Origin of the sequence: Streptomyces sp. H51 (genome assembly GCF_035656535.1) — a bacterium.
Classification (GTDB): domain Bacteria; phylum Actinomycetota; class Actinomycetes; order Streptomycetales; family Streptomycetaceae; genus Streptomyces.
On record NZ_JAYMHD010000020.1, the window covers coordinates 327,131 to 343,906 of the forward strand.

The 16,776-nt window shown below is 68.3% G+C and carries 13 protein-coding genes and 1 pseudogene; 3 read left to right on the top strand and 11 right to left on the bottom strand.

Annotated elements, in window-relative coordinates:
* Positions 1-254: 254 nt before the first annotated feature.
* The 7 genes from VKA29_RS06120 to VKA29_RS06150 all read right to left on the bottom strand — a co-directional run bounded on the left by VKA29_RS06120 (position 255) and on the right by VKA29_RS06150 (position 6,539).
* Entirely contained in the window at positions 255-1,061 is an 807-nt protein-coding gene (locus VKA29_RS06120) for an anti-sigma factor family protein (RefSeq protein WP_420718442.1), read from the bottom strand.
* Positions 1,061-1,582 carry a sigma-70 family RNA polymerase sigma factor gene (locus VKA29_RS06125; protein ID WP_010039908.1) on the bottom strand — a complete coding sequence of 174 codons (522 nt, stop codon included), beginning with the start codon at positions 1,580-1,582 and terminating at the stop codon, positions 1,061-1,063. Before VKA29_RS06125 ends, VKA29_RS06120 begins: the two co-directional genes overlap by 1 nt.
* 351 nt (positions 1,583-1,933) lie before the next feature.
* Complete coding sequence (locus VKA29_RS06130; protein WP_324784146.1) at positions 1,934-2,530, bottom strand: CGNR zinc finger domain-containing protein; 597 nt, start codon at positions 2,528-2,530, stop codon at positions 1,934-1,936.
* Positions 2,531-2,719: 189 nt separating this feature from the next.
* Positions 2,720-3,871, bottom strand: a complete 1,152-nt coding sequence (locus VKA29_RS06135) for a uroporphyrinogen-III synthase (protein WP_324784147.1) — start codon at positions 3,869-3,871, stop codon at positions 2,720-2,722.
* A gap of 117 nt (positions 3,872-3,988) precedes the next feature.
* Positions 3,989-5,350, bottom strand: coding sequence for a nitrate/nitrite transporter (locus tag VKA29_RS06140; protein WP_324784148.1), 1,362 nt, complete (start codon positions 5,348-5,350; stop codon positions 3,989-3,991).
* A 126-nt stretch (positions 5,351-5,476) separates the two neighbouring features.
* Positions 5,477-5,674: a DUF397 domain-containing protein gene (locus tag VKA29_RS06145; RefSeq protein WP_324784149.1), complete on the bottom strand. Its 198-nt coding sequence runs from the start codon at positions 5,672-5,674 to the stop codon at positions 5,477-5,479.
* 10 nt (positions 5,675-5,684) lie between these two features.
* Positions 5,685-6,539 carry a helix-turn-helix transcriptional regulator gene (locus VKA29_RS06150; RefSeq protein WP_324784150.1) on the bottom strand — a complete coding sequence of 285 codons (855 nt, stop codon included), beginning with the start codon at positions 6,537-6,539 and terminating at the stop codon, positions 5,685-5,687.
* Positions 6,540-6,761: 222 nt separating this feature from the next.
* Between VKA29_RS06150 and VKA29_RS06155 the strand changes: the two genes are divergently transcribed.
* A complete protein-coding gene (locus VKA29_RS06155) occupies positions 6,762-7,238 on the top strand; it encodes an ATP-binding protein (RefSeq protein ID WP_324784151.1) in 477 nt (158 codons plus the stop codon).
* Between the two features lie 91 nt (positions 7,239-7,329).
* On the opposite strand, the gene VKA29_RS06160 is transcribed toward VKA29_RS06155, so the two are convergent.
* From VKA29_RS06160 to VKA29_RS06170, 3 genes are all read right to left on the bottom strand, one after another.
* Complete coding sequence (locus tag VKA29_RS06160) at positions 7,330-7,761, bottom strand: transposase (protein ID WP_324784152.1); 432 nt, start codon at positions 7,759-7,761, stop codon at positions 7,330-7,332.
* A gap of 385 nt (positions 7,762-8,146) precedes the next feature.
* Positions 8,147-8,482, bottom strand: coding sequence for a hypothetical protein (locus VKA29_RS06165; RefSeq protein WP_324784153.1), 336 nt, complete (start codon positions 8,480-8,482; stop codon positions 8,147-8,149).
* A 206-nt stretch (positions 8,483-8,688) separates the two neighbouring features.
* Positions 8,689-8,841 (bottom strand): hypothetical protein, encoded by a 153-nt coding sequence (locus VKA29_RS06170; RefSeq protein ID WP_324784154.1) that lies wholly within the window; start codon positions 8,839-8,841, stop codon positions 8,689-8,691.
* A gap of 221 nt (positions 8,842-9,062) precedes the next feature.
* Here VKA29_RS06170 and VKA29_RS06175 point away from each other — a divergent pair.
* Positions 9,063-9,395: pseudogene (locus VKA29_RS06175) on the top strand (transposase family protein); the annotation flags it as partial.
* A gap of 91 nt (positions 9,396-9,486) precedes the next feature.
* Positions 9,487-10,224 carry a hypothetical protein gene (locus VKA29_RS06180; RefSeq protein ID WP_324784155.1) on the top strand — a complete coding sequence of 246 codons (738 nt, stop codon included), beginning with the start codon at positions 9,487-9,489 and terminating at the stop codon, positions 10,222-10,224.
* 72 nt (positions 10,225-10,296) lie between these two features.
* Here VKA29_RS06180 and VKA29_RS06185 read toward each other — a convergent pair whose 3' ends face one another.
* Positions 10,297-16,746 carry an RHS repeat-associated core domain-containing protein gene (locus tag VKA29_RS06185; RefSeq protein WP_420718443.1) on the bottom strand — a complete coding sequence of 2,150 codons (6,450 nt, stop codon included), beginning with the start codon at positions 16,744-16,746 and terminating at the stop codon, positions 10,297-10,299.
* Positions 16,747-16,776: the final 30 nt, after the last annotated feature.

The following is a 16,776-nucleotide window of genomic DNA, read 5'->3' on the forward strand; positions in this document are numbered from 1 at the left end:
GGCGCGCACCGTCCGCGGCGGACGGGCGGCACCGCGCGGCCCCGTCCACGGCGGGCAGGCGGCACCGCACGGCACCGCCGACGGCCGACAGGCAGGCAGGCGCCGCCCTCCCCCAATCGCGGCGCGCACCGTCCGCGGCGGACGGGCGGCACCGCACGGCACCGTCCACGGCGGGCAGGCGGCACCGCACGGCACCGCCGACGGCCGACAGGCAGGCGCACCGCGTGCCCGCCGCCCGGTCCGCCGGACAGGCGCTACGCGTCGACCGCGACGAGCTTCTTGCCGTCGAAGGTCATGACCTCGAAGTGGTCGATCTGGTTGGGGGTGAAGGCCGCGCCGCCGTGGACGTAGAGCGGGTTGCGGGACTGCTCCGTTTTGGCGTCCTGGATGCCGTACCCCCAGTTGGGGACGGACCAGGAGGTCACCGTCTCACGCTCGCCGTTCTTGCCGACGGCGATCAGGGAGCACTTGAGCGGTCCCTTGACGTTCTTCAGCTGCAGGACGGCGTGGGTGCCCCAGTCCTTCTTCTCCATCGCGACCGTGGCGCTGACGTGCGTGCCCGGGTCGGTCGCCGAGACCCGGTCGCCCATGGACTGGAAGGCCGCCTGGGCGGGTCCCGCGGCCTGGGTGCCGGTGTCGTCCGAGTCTCCGGTGGCCGCGAGCACCGCGAGCGGGCCTCCGGCGATCAGCGCGACCGACGCGGCGAGCGCGAAGAGGTTGCGCCGGGTCCTGGTCCTGCGGCGCACCACGACCTCGTCGACCAGCTTCTCCGCGAGCCGTGGGCTGGGCTTGGCGGACAGCGACTCGCCGATCGCGGGTGAGCCGGAGCCCGGCAGGTCCGCGAGGGCGGCCAGCATCGGCTCCATCCCGGCGAGTTCGTCGAGTTGCTGGGCGCACCATTCGCAGCCGGCGAGGTGGGCCTCGAAGGCGGTCGCCTCGGCGTCGTCGAGGATGCCGAGGGCGTAGGCGCCGACCGTCTCATGCTCGTTCGGCACCGGAGATCCCTGCATAGGGCCAGACATACCCGTACCGTTCGCTCCGAATCCCCCGTAAACACTCATCACGCCGTCACCCCCCGCTCCTCCAGCGCCAGCTTCATCGAACGCAGGGCGTAGAACACCCGGGACCGGACCGTGCCGCTCGGTATGCCCAGCGTCTCGGCCGCCTCATTGACGGTACGCCCCTTGAAGTACGTCTCGACGAGCACTTCCCGGTGGGCCGGGGTCAGGTCGTCGAGCGCGTCGGACAACGTCATCAGCCACAGCGCCTTGTCGATCTCGTCCTCCGCGGGGATGACCTCCAGCGGCGACGGATCGACCTCCTGCGGCCGGGCCTGCCGGCTGCGGTGGCCGTCGATGACGATGCGCCGTGCGACCGTCACCAGCCAGGGGCGTACCGATCCGGTCGCCCGGTTGAGCTGACCGGCGTTCTTCCAGGCACGGATGAGCGTTTCCTGGACCACGTCCTCGGCGCGCTGCCGGTCTCCGGCGACCAGGCGCAGCACGTATGCGAGCAAGGGTCCGGCGTGCTCCCGGTAGAGGGCACGCATCAGCTCCTCGTCAGGTTCTGAGGGCTGGGACATGCGATGTCGGGCCCTCGATCCACGTTCATTGGCCACGGCCGCATCCTTGCGCACGCCCACCTCCGGTGTCCGGGGGTTCCCCCAGTCGGTCGCTCGTGCACGGGTACGCAGGGACCGCGCGGCCCGTTCAAAGAGAAGCGACGGTTTTCTGGCGGGTGATGTGACGAGAGGGACAACCGAGCACATTCTCGCCGCTCGACCTTCACATTTCCGCCACACCGACAGGGGTCGAGCCGACGGGGCCGGGCGGCCCCACGACCGCCCAGGTAAACGCGATGTAACAGACGTCACATCAACAGCCGCAGCGCAGAAACCGCATAACGACCGGTCAGGAGTCCCGCCCAGGGGCGGTCAGGAGCGGGTGAGCGCCGCGCGCCGCCGGTGCCGGGCCACCCGCTCGCGGTTCCCGCAGACCTCGCTGGAGCACCAGCGCCTCCGGCGGCCCCGTGACGAATCCAGGTAGACGATCGGGCAGTTGTCGCCCTCGCACTGCCGCAGCCGGGCCCGCGCGACGGGGTCCGTCAGCAGCTCCACGGCATCCCGGGCGACCGCGCCGAGCAGTTGCGCGCACTCGGGCGGCCCGTCCAACTCCCGTACGAGCGAGCCGTCCCGGTCCGGCACGGCGCGCGGGGCCGGGGGCGCCGTACGCGCGATCTCGTTGACCCGGCCGAGCGCGGCGCCGGGCGCCGGACGGGGCTCGGGCGCCAGACCGGCCCGCACCAACCGGCTCAGCTCGTCCCGCAGTTCACGGAAGGCGGTCAGCCAGCCGCCGTCGGCGTGCGCCAACGGCGTGCCGTCCGGCACCAGTCCCGCTCCGGCGATCCAGGCGCGCAACGCGTCGAGGGAGTCGAACCGTTCCTCGGGATGGGTGGTGGCGAGCAGATCGAGGCAGATCCGCCCGGCGCCGAACCGCAGTTCGTACGGGGCCGTGGCCGTACCCAGTGCCATGTGCCTGTCACCGCCTCGGGGTCACCCCGGCCGCGCGGGGGCCGGTGGACGCCAGTGAAGGGGCCGGGAAACCGTCTCCCTCCTACAGTGCCCCTCCCTTCACAGCGCCGGAACCCCTCGTACCGGCGAGGGACCGCCGAGAACGACCGGGGCCGCCCGGGGCCGCCCGGGGCGACAGCCCGGCGGGACTCACGCGTCGGCGTACTTCGCGTCCGCGGCCGGGTCCAGCGCCAGCCGGTAGCCCCGCTTCACCACCGTCTGGATCAGCTTCGGGGCGCCGAGTGCCGTCCGGAGCCGGGCCATCGCCGTCTCCACCGCGTGTTCGTCGCGCCCGGCGCCCGGCAACGCCCGCAGCAGCTCGGACCGCGCCACCACCCACCCCGGCCGCCGGGACAGCGCCCGCAGCAGCGACATCCCGGCCGGCGGCACCGGCCTCAGCTCGCCGTCCACCAGCACCGCGTGCCCGCGGATCTCCACCCGGTGCCCGGCGACCGGCAACGCCCTTGCCCGGCCGGGAAGTTCCTGGCACAGCAGCTGCACCAGCGGGCCGAGCCGGAACCGCTCCGGCTGGACGGTGTCGATGCCGCGGGACTGCAACGGCAGCGCGGTGACCGGGCCGACGCAGGCCGGCAGCACGTCGTGGTGGAGGGCGTCGGTCAGCTCCGTCAGCAGCCCGCGCTCCTCGGCCCGCGACAGCAGCGAGGCCGCCGCCGGGGCGCTGGTGAAGGTGAGCGCGTCGAGGCCGCGGGAGACGGTGACGTCCAGCAGCCGGTCCACCGGCCCGATGTCCTCCGGCGGCATCCACCGGTACACCGGCACCCCGACCACCTCCGCTCCCCCGGCTCGCAGCGACTCCACGAAGCCTGGCAGCGGCTCGCCGTGCAGCTGCACGGCGACGCGGCGCCCGTCGACCCCCTCCTCCAGCAGCCGGTCGAGCACCTCCGCCATGGACTCGCTGGACGGCGACCACTCCTCGGTCAGCCCGGCCGCGCGGACGGCGCCCTTCACCTTGGGCCCGCGGGCGAGCAGTTCGACCTCGCGCAGCCGCCGCAGGAGCGGCTCGCCCAGGCCCCAGCCCTCGGCGGCCTCCACCCAGCCGCGGAAGCCGATCGCGGTGGTGGCCACCACGACGTCCGGCGACCGGTCGATCAGATCCTTTGTCGCCGCCAGCAGTTCGCCGTCGTCGGCGAGCGGCACGATGCGCAGGGCGGGCGCGTGCAGGACGGCGGCTCCCCGGCGCCGCAGCAGCGCCCCCAGTTCGTCGGCGCGGCGCGCGGCCGTCACACCCACGGTGAAGCCCGCCAGGGGGCCGTGGTCCGGTCGCTGCTGTTCGTCGTACATGGCTCTCGTCCCGAACTCGAGTCGTCGTGCAGGCGATGGTCGCGGATCCCGCATGCCGAACGAGCCTGTCAACGGCGCGTGACAGGCTCGGTTCGGCCTCATGTCGCCGGTGTTACGTCACACCTCCGCATAGCTGAGCTGCGGCTTCGTCTCCGTGGCAGCCGTGGAGGGCGTCTCGGCGCCCGAACGCCGAAGGTATACGGCCCAGGTGACCGCGAAGCAGAGGGCGTAGCAGGCCAGGAAGGCGACGAACGCGCCGGTGCCGGAGCCGTAGGAGAGGAAGGACTGGCGAAAGGCGAGGTTGATGCCGACGCCGCCGAGCGCGCCGACCGCGCCGATGAGCCCCATGGACGCCCCGGACAGCCGCCGCCCGTACGCGGCCGCCGCCTCGCCCACCAGCCCCTCGGCGAGGGCCTTGGCCTGGAAGATGCCGGGGATCATCTTGTACGTGGAGCCGTTGCCGAGACCGGTGAGCACGAACAGGACCACGAACGCGACGGTGAACAGCGCCGGCGACTTCTCCGTCGAGGCGACGATCAGCACCGCTGTCGCGGCGCCCATGGCGACGAAGTTGTACAGGGTGATCCGCGCGCCGCCGTACCGGTCGGCGAGCCGGCCGCCCACCGGCCGGATGAGCGAGCCGAGCAGCGGGCCGATGAAGGTGACGTAGGCGGCCTGCAGCGGGGTGCGGCCGAACTGGTTGGTGAGCACCTGCCCGAAGGCGAAGGAGTAGCCGATGAACGACCCGAAGGTGCCGATGTAGAGGAAGGACATGATCCAGGTGTGCGGGTCCTTCGCGGCGTCCCGGGCGGCGCCGGTGTCGTTCCTGACGTTCTCGATGTTGTCCATGAAGCGGGCGGCGAGGACGGCGGCGACGACGATCAGCGGGATGTAGATCCCCAGCAGCACCCGCGGCCCGCCGCCCGCGCCGATGATCGCGAGCGCGGCCAGCTGGATGACCGGCACGCCGATGTTGCCGCCGCCCGCGTTGAGCCCGAGCGCCCAGCCCTTCTTCCTCAGCGGGAAGAAGGCGTTGATGTTGGTCATGGAGGAGGCGAAGTTGCCGCCGCCGACACCGGCCAGCAGGCCGACAAGGAGGAAGGTGGAGAAGGAGGTCCCCGGCTCCATGACGGCGAAGGCGGCGATGGTCGGGACGAGCAGCAGGCCGGCCGAGACGACGGTCCAGTTGCGGCCGCCGAAGACCGCGACGGCGAAGGTGTAGGGGACCCGGGCGACGGCCCCGACCAGCGTCACCATCGAGGTGAGCAGGAACTTGTCGGCGGGGGTCAGCCCGTACTCCGGGCCCATGAACAGCACCAGCACGGACCACAGGGTCCACACGGAGAACCCGATGTGCTCGGACAGCACGGAGAAGAAGAGGTTGCGCTTGGCGGTCCTCTCCCCGGTCTCGTCCCAGAAGGTCTCGTTCTCCGGATCCCAGTGCCGGATCCAGCGGCCGCCCCTGCTCGGTGCTGTCATGACGCCTCCACGGTGCGCTTCGGGCTCGGTGGTTCCCGAAGGTAGGGAGAGCGCGTTTCCGCCCTGTGGCACCGGGTGACCGCGAAGGAACGTTGCTCTCACCCGGCGCGGGGACGGACTGAGAGGTCACGGCCGCGCGCCGCGCCTCCGAGCTTGGGCGGCATAGGGCAGGAACGCCGTCCAGGTGGTGGGGGTGAGGGTGAGATGCGGGGCGGTGGGGCGCTTGGAGTCGCGGACGTGTATGACGGAGGGGGTGGTGGCTATCTCTACGCAGTTCGAACCGTCGCCGCTGTGACTGGACCTCTGCCAGTGGATTGCCTGCACGATCTCCCTCTCACATGTCCTGGATACGTTGCCGGATGAAGTCGCGCGTCATGGCGGGTGTGAGCGCGCAGGACTCCATACGATCCAGTACGGCCCGGTACTTGCTCAACTGACCCTCGGCGTCGAGGAATTCACAGGCTCCGTGATGTGAGTCCAGTTGAACGGTGTCCAGTTGCGGGACGGGGCCCACGACGTAGTCGAAGGACTGGCCCGTGGTGGGGAAGTGGTCCGCCCCGAAGGGAATCACCCGGACATCGACGTGGGGCAGTTCGCTCATCTCAAGCAGGTGCTCGAGCTGGCCACGGGCCACTACAGGGCCGCCGAAGTCCATGCGGAGCGCCGCCTCATGAATGATCGCCGTGTACGGGGGCGGGTCCGTCCGGTGCAGGACGCTTTGCCGCTTGATGCGATGTGTGAGGCGATGCTCGATCTGGTACTGGTGCATGGGCGGCACCACCGCCCGGAAAAGGGCGCGGGCATGGTCGGTCGTCTGGAGCAGCGCCGGGATGTGGATCAGCAACGCCACACGCAGCGCGGAGGCGTGGTGCTCCAACTCGGCCAGATCGACCAGTGCGACGGGCACGTGGTCCCGGTATTCCTCCCACCAGCCACGGGTGCGTCGTCCTGTCATCGAGGCGAGTGCGTCGATGAGGGCATCGTCGGAACAGTCGTAGGCGTGCGCCATGGTGCGCAGCCGGTCGGCGCTGACGGGTGTGCGACCGGTTTCGATCATGCTGACACGCGCTTGGTTGACGCCCAGGAGCTCGCCCGCAGCCGTGGCGGTGAGTCCGGCTCGCTCGCGGAGTTTGCGCAGCTCCGCACCCAGCCGTCGCTGCCGGAGAGTGGGGCTGTTGGTGGGCGGCACGACGTCTCCTTCCCGGCCGCGATGCGGCGCTCCGCTCCCTCACACGAGTGAAGAATGGATGCATTCCATCGATTTCGTTAGATGCATCTAACCATCCGCCCTACGGTAGTCACGTACCGCTCAACTCCTGCCGCTGACAAGCCGGAAGTGCACCTGCTCAGGCAAGCCACCGCCCGGCGGAGTCGTTGAGCGAGCCGATCCCTTCTACCTGCGGAGGTTTCCATGGGCACCGTATCCCTGCCCGCCACCTGGGTGTACGCCCTTCGCCTGCCCCATGATCCGCGCGCGGCACGCGTCGCACGCATGACCGTAAGGGCCGCGCTGCACAGCCACGGCAGACAGGAGGCACTGGAGGCCGTCGAGTTGCTGACGTCCGAACTGGTCACCAACGCCTACCGGCACACCAGCGGCCCCGCTTCCCTTCGGCTGACCGCACTGGCGGACGGCCGGTTGCGGGTCGGGGTGTGGGACAGCCACCCCCGCATCCCCGCACCCTTCGGCGAGCCGCCCTGGGACCGCGTCCCGCGCGTGCCGGCGGAAGCCGAAGGAGGGCGCGGCCTGCACCTCGTACAGCAGTACGCCGACTCCTGGGGCGGCTGGCCCCTCGGCGACAACCCCCTGGAACGGGGTGCCGGAAAGCTGCTGTGGTTCGAGGTGAGCGGGCGGCGGGGCGAGAAGGAGCGGGAGATCGCTACTTGAAGATCGCCGCGCGCTTGCCACGACCGATCAGGCCGATGAGAGCCCGCTGGCGCGGGGGCAGCTTGCAGGCGGCCACCTTCACAGGTGACGATTATGGGGCAGGTCGAGCGATGCCCCTTTGGATGGCAAGTGGCCGCTGGTAGGAAAGCTGGCGCGGAGGATTTTCTAGACTTCGGGTGAGGCAGCGCTTCAGGCGGCGGATGATCTCCAGTTTGGACAGGCCCTCAGCGGTCCGGCGCTTGAGGTACTCCTGGGTGGCAAAATCCCAGCGCAGGCGGGAGAGCACCGCTCGAAACAGGACTGGATTGGCCTGCTGGTTTCCGCCGCGGTTGAGTCGGCGGCGGATGGTCTTTCCGGGAGACGCCTCGACGGGGCTGGCCCCGCACAAGGCAGCAAAGGACGCCTCACCCCTCAGCCGGTCGGGGTTGTCCCCGGCCGCGATGAGCGAGGCGGACGCCGAGTCCGGCCTGATGCACTGGAACTGCGGCAAAGCCGGCACCGCCTGCTCGATCAGGCCGGTCATCTGCTCCAGGGCATCCTTAATCTCCGCGACGAGGTACTGGATGCGCCGTGCCAGTCGGCGCAGGGTGTGGACAACGGCCGACTCGACAGCCCCGAGCCCGTCCTGTGCGAGCGCGCTGCACCGGGGCGAGAAGCTGCGGCACGGCCGAGCCCTCCAAGGGGTCACACACACCCCCGCGGGGGCGTTGACGAGGACGGCCTTGAGCTGGTTCCCGGCCTGGACGCGTGCTTTGACGGCAGAGTCCTTGGCGATCTTCAGGACTCGGATCGTATCGAGGGGTCCTCGCCGTTCTTGGGCGTAGCCGTTACCTCACCGCTGAGCACACTTGCGGGAACCTGCCCCGTCACCCCAGGGTCTCTGAGAAGTGGTCTTGTGTCCGGGTTCGTCAGGTCAGTCCGAGGGGGGGTGAGGGGCCGCAGGCGGTCGAGGCGGTGCGGCGGAGGGCGGCGGCGATGTTGGTGTGGCCGTCTTGGCGGTGGACGCCGATGACAGGGTTGCGCAAGCCAGCCATGACACGGGGTAGGTGCCGGGTACGGACCTTGGAGGCGTCCTCGCGGAAGGTGCGGTCCCGGACTTGGTGGAGCTGGTTCTCGATGAGCCACTGCCCGCGGATCCAGGCGGCGAGTTCACTTCCGGTGGCCGCGCCGGGCGGCAGGCTCGTGACCAGGTAGATCCGCTCGCTCGTCAGCCTGCCGACGCCCAGATCCCGTTTCCAGCGCACGACTTGGAGGGTCTGACGGACGTGGGGATAGTCGATGTGGGCAAACGCGGCGGTCTTCAGCCGGCGGATATCGTCGCGGTGACGGGTCCGGGCGCGCTCGACGTGGTCCAGGCGGATATCGCGCCGGGAAGGCGGCGGACCCGCTCATGGAGTCCGGGGTGGTCCCGCTTGACGACGGTCAGGTAGTGAGCTGCGCGTCCGTGCAGCTAGGAGGCGTGGCCGTGCTGGGTGTGCAGGGCGTCGACGGTGATCACCACGTCGGTCAGATCGACGTCGTCCAGGAGCGGGGCGGAGGCCAGGATCTCGTTGCTCTTGCCGTCGACCTGCCCTTGGGTCAGGACCTGTCCGCCGTGGGTCATGCGGCGATCAGGGCGGTGGCGGATTTGTGCCGGGTGCAGGCGCCGCAGAGTGTCTTGCCATCGACGGCGATGAGCCTGCGACCGGCGGCCGACGCCTGACATTCCCGGAGGAAGCACCCAATGACCCGGTCCAGGACGTCGCCGTCCGCAGCGGCTAGAACGAGGCGGACGGTCGCGCCATGGGGCGGCCGGAACAGGCCGGTCAGGGCAAACCGCTGTGAATCTCGCCCGCACTGCCCGGCCGCACCCACGACCTGACCGCGGCCCGCACCCACCGCATCATCCGGATCCGCGAATGGCAGGGATTCCCGTCCTCGCCGACCGCGCCTACATCGACGCCAACTCTTGGGTGACCACGCCGACCAGACGGCTACGCACAGGACCTCAACCCGACCCAGCGGACGATCAACCGGACCCTGTCAGGGGCACGAGCATCGGCCGAACGGAGCATCGCCAGACTGAAGTCCTGACGCGTCTTCCGCAGAGCCCGCTGCAGCCCCAACCGCATGACGGTCATCGCCGCTGCCATCCTCACCCTGGAGCGTCAACGCTGAAAGCGCTCAGCGGTCACTACACCCAGTCCCGGCAGCCGTGCTCCCTCTCTCAACCGAGATTGCTTTCGAGCCTGCAGCTACGGTATTGACCATGCTGGGAGGAGCGGTGGATGAGTATGGTAGTCAGCCCGAATTGACTCCATCACCAGATACGGCGTCGACCGCTGACCATCTATGCAATAATCACCACATGATCGACCTTGCCTCAATTGATCTTGCGCAATTCGCCAACAAATGGTACGGAATGCCGGATCAGCCAGCAAATAGCGCAACCGATTGCGACCACCTTCCCGCGCCACTGCACGCCTGGTATGACCTCGCGGCGAAGTACTCCGTATCATTGCTGGGCGTCAAGCGGTTTGTCGCACCTACCGACATCAAACTACGCAACGGTAAAATGGTCTTTTTGACGGATCCCTCTGACGCGATCTGGGGATTCGATGCAGATGATTCGAAGAATGTTTACGAGGGCCGCCTGTACGGAGATTGGGCGAAGATCCCGGAGTCATTGTCGGACTTCCTCGTTCACAACATGATTGGTGAGGCTGTCTATAACGCGCCATATGCAATTTCTTGCGACTCAGTGCAGAACGTGCGCATCGCTGATATTGTGGCCTCCATGGAGGAGGTAGCTATCGGGGCATGGAATTGGCCTGACTCAGGTCATCGGCTTTTCATGGGGCGGGACGTCGTCGCCGAGATAGGGCCAGCAATCAGCGATGGGGCCCCGATGGAAGATGTTTCTGGTCGCAGTGAGGTCCAGGTAGGAGCCGTCACACCTGAGGCCGCCGCTTACCTGGAGAGCATGCCAGGGATCGACTGGTGCTAGCAGCGCTTACATAGAAACCAGCATGAAACACAAGGATCCCCTGCCCCTTGCGGGGCAGGGGATCCTTGTGCATCACCAATCCTTCGCGCCGAACTCCATCGTCTTGATCTGCCCCAGCGAGTTCCTATAGGTAACGTCCAGTCTAGATCCCGCTGGAAGAATCTTCTTTATGTTCCTCATGCAGGTGGAACAGATGTAATCCTGATCGATGTACAGGCGTGCCCTTGACCAGTTGTTCTGCCGCATCAACCCGATAGCATGCGTTTCCGCATGCTCGCGGTTGACCTTGAGTACACCTGGAGGATCTACGTATCCAGCGGGCTGATTCGCCTTGCCGGAGGAAACTGCAACCGAGTCCTCATAACCTTCGATGTAAAGCGCACCATTTGTCCCTCCGGGGTGCTCGAACTTGCTTGCTGCTTCTTTAGCAGCATTAAGCCCTTCCTCGTCGCTGACTGTGACGCCGCCTGCGCTACCGGTGGAACTATCCGCTTCACGAAAAGCCTTGCCGAGCTTATCTGCGCCAGACGCCATCTTCGAGCTGCCGACGGCCAGCATTCCTGTGCCGAGGGCTATGGCCGGGGCGCCACCGGCGCAGAGGACCCCTGTTCCACACGCTGTGGCGCCTGTGGCGATCGCACCTCCACCGAAGATGTCGATGATGCTCCCGCCGATGACCTCAATGAGCCCGCTCCAGAAATCCCCGTTCGTCGCCAAGCTGCTGAGATAGTTGCCAAGCCAGATTTCCGTGTCAGTGCTCGCCACGTTGCCCACGCAGTGCCCGTAAGCGCAAGCAAGGACCTGGCCGTCGTCGCTGACCATGGTCTGGCCATTGTTGGTGCTGCCGCTATGAGCGGTGCCGCAGTTGCTGTTGCACGGGTAGGACTTGTGGGGCTGGGAGGGATCGACGGCTTCACCGGGGCTGCCGTTGCCTTTGCTGCCGTCCGGGCGGGTGGGGCAGGCTGCCCCTTCGACTCCCGATTTGCCGCATGCCAGTCCTTCGCCCGAGGGGTCGGACTGGGTGGCCGGGTTCTGCGCCCCATAGCTGTAGCCGTTGAGGGTCTGGTGGTGGTCGAGTTCCAGGAGCGGGTCGACGCTGATGAACTGGCCGGTCACCGGGTCGTATTCGCGCGCCCCGATGTGGGTGAGGCCGGTCGTGTCGTCGGCCGGTTTGCCGAGGAACGTCTTGTCGTCGGGCCAGGACGCCGGCTTGGTGCCGCGCGGGGCGCCGAAGGGGGTGCTGTAGCGCTTGGTGACCGCGTAGGTGGCCGAGTCGAGGGCGATGCTGGAAGTGCCGTGGTGGTCCGCGGCCAGGAAGCTGAGCTTCGTGCCGGTGACACCGGAGGTCGCCGTGCGGACCGCGATCGTCTGGCCGTTCGCCGTGTAGTAGCGCGTACCGGAGGCGGTCTTCGTGGTGCCCTTGGTGGTCAGGCGGAGTTCGGTCCCGGCGCCGAGGTAGAGGATCGTGTCGCCGTCACCCTTGGCCCGGCGGATCAGCAGCTCACCGTCTGCGCCGTAGAGGTAGCCGGTCTCCTTCGTGCCCTCCGTCAGCTTGGACAGGTCGCCCTCGGCGTTCCAGGCCAGTGTCTGCTGGGTCGTGGCGCCGGGACGGGATGTGGTGTTGCCGGCGCTGTCGTAGGCGTACGTGGCGGCTCGGGCGCCCGTCGTCTTGTCCAGCGTGTGCGGCTTGGTGTCGGTCGTGTCGTCGTAGGTGTACGTGGTGGCCTTGTCACCCGAGGACGTGTGCTGCGTCTCCGTCTTGCGCTGGCCGGCGTCGGTGTAGGTGTACGACGTCCAGTACGGCGCCGCCCCGTCGATGTTGGACATCGTGCGGCCGGAGGTCGCGCAGTCCGCGGTCTTCGGGGTCCAGGCCTCGGTCATGCGGCGGTTGCCGTCGTAGGCGAAGCACTGGTAGTCGGCCTTGGTCGTGCCGCCCTGCGTGGTGGCGTCGAAGATCGACGTGACGTTGCCCGCGTCGTCCTGGGTGAACTGCAGCTCCTGCGGCATGTAGCCGTGCACGTCGTCGGTGACGTAGGAGCGGGTCAGGCGGCGCGTGCCCGCCTCGTAGTCCCAGTTGAGGTAGGCCTTCTTCGCCGAGGACGTGCCGTCCACACCGAGGGTGAGCTGGCGCAGGTCGCCTTGCGGGGAGAAGGTGGCACCCTGCAGGTAGCCGGTGGTGCCCTTCGAGGTGAGCTGCTGGCCCAGGGTGTTGTAGGTGTAGGAGATCGTTTCGGAGGCCAGTCCGCCGACGGCGGGAGCGGAGTACTGGCTGGTGGTGCCGTCCAGGTTGTAGCCCGTGCTGAACGACAGCGTCTTCGACACGTAGCCGCCGGAGACCAGGGGCTCGGTGTCGGGCAGAATGAGCTGGCTGGCGGTGGCGCGGTACAGGGCGTCGTACGTCGTGACCTTCTGGGTGTAGGCCTTGCCGGTCACGCCGCCGTCGTAGCGGGTGGCGGTGTCCTGCTGTCCCTTGGCCAAGGTATCGAAGGTCCAGGCGGCGAGCTTGTTGGCGTCGGTCTTGTCAACCTGCCACATGCCCGTCCTGCGGCCCAGTTCGTCGTACTCGTACAGCAGTTTCTTGGAGGCGTCCCCGTTCGGGGTGGTGCTGCTGGCCTGGTCGAGTTCGTTGTACTCGGTGGTGTTCGATCCCTTGTCGGGGTCCGTGGCCGTGACCTGCCGGCCGAAGAGGTCGTAGGTGTACGACCACTTGGTCCGGTCGGGGCCCGTGACCGTCTCCTGCTGACCGGCGGCCGTGTAGCTGTAGTCGGTCGTCGTGAAGTCCGTACCGGTCGGCGTCGGGCCGGCGTACTCGCGGCGCTGCGTCATCTGGCCCAGGGCGTTGGTGACCACGGCCGTCGCCTGGCCGCCGGCCGGCGCGGTGGTCGCGACGGTGTCACCGGTGTACGTGGTGTCGATCGTCCAGCGGGTGACACCGTAAACCTTCGTCACCGCCGTGGTCGCACGGCCGGCTCCGTCGTACGTCGTGTCGGTCTGGATCGGGGCCTGGCCGCCGTCCGTCTGCACCGGTGTGCCTGAGGGAGCCGACGTGGCGTCCCAGATGTCCGACTGCTGGCTCACCGCCAGGCCGCGATCGTCATAGAGCGTCAGTGACACGATCCGACCGCTTGTCGGGCTCGGAGTCTGCGTCTGACGCGAGCGAAGCAGGGAGTCGTAGAACTCGTAGCTGGTGTTGTAGCCGGAGCCGTCGCCCTTGAGTGTTCCGGTGGACACCCAGGACATGGCTGTGCTGCTGATCTTGTAGTCGTAGACGTAGTTCGGTGTCTTGCCCAGCGACTTGGAGCGGTTGGCCAGCCACACCTTCACCACGCGGCCGAGACTGTCGTACTCACTCTCGGTGATCTTGATGTTGGGGTCGGTGACCTTCAGGGTCGCACCGGTCGCGAAGTCCAGCGCCGTGGTGGTCTTGTGGGTTTTGGCGTTGGTGACCGTCGTCGCGGTCAGCGGACCGGTCGCCACCGGGTCGTAGGTGGTGGTGGACACGGCCAGACCGTTGGTGTTCTTGACGACGAGCGGGCGGCCGAGTGCGTCGTAGGTCGTCGTCGCGACCTTCTGCCAGGTAGGAGCGTCGTCGCTGCCGTACGACTTGGCCCGTCCGGTCCAGTTCACGTCGCCTATGACCGGCTTCTGCGAGGCGGACCAAGCGGTGGCCGTCGTGTCGTCGTAGACGGTGGCGGTGTCGGCGATGACGTCGCCGGGCCGCGTGGAGTCGGCCGGCAGGTCCAGTGCCGAGTCGGCGGTCGCGCAGCTCCTGGCCACCGTACGCGTACGGGACACCAGGGAGTTGATGCCCTTGTCGTCGTTGCGGGCGTACCAGGTGCGGGTGCACTTCTCGTCGCCCGTGACGGCGTCGTCACCCTGGTCCTCGACGGTCTCGGCCATGCCGTAGTCGTCGAAGGTGGTCTTCACCGTGCGTACGCGGTCGTACGGCGTGAGCTTGCTGGTGATGTTGGCGCGGGTGTGGGCCGCGCCGGTGCGCACGAAGTACGCCTCGACGTCCGCGTACGACTTGTGCTGGGTGGCCGTCCGCCTGGACCAGGGGTCGCTGACCGTGCCGGTGACCTCGGCGCTGCCGTCGTAGGTGACCGTCTCCCGGGTGAAGCCCGCGTACTGGTCGGAGTCGGTGACTTCGGCGGCCTTGATGCCGGAGACCTTGACCGTCTTGCGGGCGTCCGGGTCCGGGGTCTTGCCGTCGGAGCCCAGGACGCGGTCGCCGTTCATGCCGCGCAGGTAGACGGTCACCGTCTTGCTCTGGGTACGGCCGGCCACGCCGGTGAGGTGGGTGACCTGGCCGTAGCCTCGCCAGATGGACCAGGTGCGCTCCTTGGCGGGCGTCATCGGGTCCTCGTTGTAGTGCCAGGCGCCTCCACCCGAGTACTGGTAGGTGTGCTGCACCGCCTCCGAGCCACCGAAGGGGTCAGTCGTCGACACCGACGTGACCGGGTACTTCTGGAACCAGTCGAGAACCGGATCCTTCTCGCCGTTCGGGGACCAGTACACCGGGTAGCAGCGCTTGGTGTTCTCGTCGAGCTTCGGCTTGGTGCCGCCGGCCGAGCACTCGGACGGGGCGTAGTTGACGATCGTCTGCGCGCCCGCCTCAGAGGTGACCGTCTTCAGGCGAGGCTTGTTGAGCGGGAGGATGTTGTCGGCCGCGCCGTCCACCCGGTTCGGCAGCATGACGTGACTGAACTTGACCGGGTCCAGAGACAGATCGGTACCGCGCTTGCCGGTGTGCTTGATCTCGTCCAGCCATAGCGACTGGTCGGTGGAGTCACCCGTGTCGCCCGGGTCCAGGTAGAGGTGCTTGAGTGCCCAGACGTCCACCGGCTCGAAGGCCGGGGTGGAGGCCGCCGCGTTCCACGCGTACGTGGTGACGGTGGTCAGACGCTTGCGGGTGAAGAACGTGGGCCCGACGTTGCCGGTGCACTTGTCGCCGTCCTTGCAGATCGCGTCGAACGGCACGTCCGGCCAGTTGTCGCGGGTGTCCCCGGTCAACGAGTCGCACCCGGTGCCGGAGGCCAGGCAACGCTCCTCATAGGAGAACACGACCTTGTTGGAGGCCGCCGGAGAGCCGGAGAACAGCGCCCCCGCCCGCTGTCCGTAACGGATCTCCTTCAGGTAGCCGCCACGCACGTAGTCGGTGCCGGTGTCATCGTCACCGAGCTTGTCGTAGTTGTTGTGCTCGGCGGTGTACCAGTACGACATGGCATTGCCGTGGGTGTCCTCGACGTAGTCGAGGTTCCACCGCCATGCCTGGCTCTTGGCGCGACCTGAGAAGGATGTACCGTCCGCATAGCCGGGCTCGCCCTCGTCGTCGCCGAAGACCGGCACGGTCCAGACCGACTGGGTGCGGTCGTCCGCTCCCGCGCCGTCCAGCTTGTTGAGGCCGAAGACGTACTTCGTGCCGTCGCCGGTGACGACCGTCCAGTACTCGCCGTTGTCGTCGTTGTTCTCCGCGCCCGTGGAGCGGGTCACGGTGGAGGCGTCGTCGTCCTTCAGCCGCCACTTGCCGGTGGTGTCGTCCTTCACCAGCTCGCTCGCCTTGCCGCTGAGCACCAGCGAGGCGTTGTCGTACTTCCAGCACAGGTCGTACTTGCCGTCCTGACCGTCGTCGTCGCAGGTGCCGTACTTGCGCTCGATGAACGAGGAGGTCAGGTCGAAGCCTTCGCCGATCTGGCTGCCCTGGTTGTTCGTGTTCGCCGTACGGCCGTCCACCGCACCGGAGTCGTACGAGATGTCCAGAGACGGCTGCGCGCCGGCCGCGGCGGGCGGCACGCGCAGCGGGTACGACCAGGTGAACGAGCCGGACGAACCGCCCGCCTCCCAGGTCGAGGAGGCGGACAGCGGCGTGGCCTTGTAGTCACCGGCACCGGACTTCGTGCCGGCCGCCAGAGCCAGCATCATCGGCGCGCCGCTCGCGGAGAGACTCAGCGGGGCCGAGATCCGGCTCTTCTCCCGGTTGTTGACGGAGCCGAGGCCATCGATCCTGCGGCACTTCGCCGCGGCTGGATCCGTCAGCGCGCAAGCAGGCAGCCGGGCCAGCCGGAGACGGCCCGCCCAGTCACCGCCGTAAGCCGAGGCGAAGGCCGAGTAGCCGATGCCCAGACGGACCTTGCCGCCGCCCTTCGCTCCGGTGACCTTGAGAACGACGCCCTTGACGCCGAGCTTCGCGGCCGCCTTCTGGTCCAGGACCTGGACGGTGACCGACTCGGCGGCCTTGCCCTTGTCCGGTGCACTGACCTGGAGCGGCAGCGAACCGGGAGCCGCTTCCGCGGTGCCCTCGACCGGTACGGTCAGCGACGCCTTCCCCGACTTCGGCCAGCTGACCTTCCGCTGCTGGTCATGGCGGGCACGCGCGGCAGCAACGCGGTCGGCCTCAGCGGACTTGCGCACCAAGGCCGCGGTCCTCTTGTCGGCCTTCGCCGTGAACGGGCTGACCCTGGTGGCCTTTGGGGCCTTGAGATCCGGCCGGCCGAGCGGATCGGTGTCCGCGGCGAAGGCCACGGGAGTCAGCAGACCCGGCAGCATGGCGAA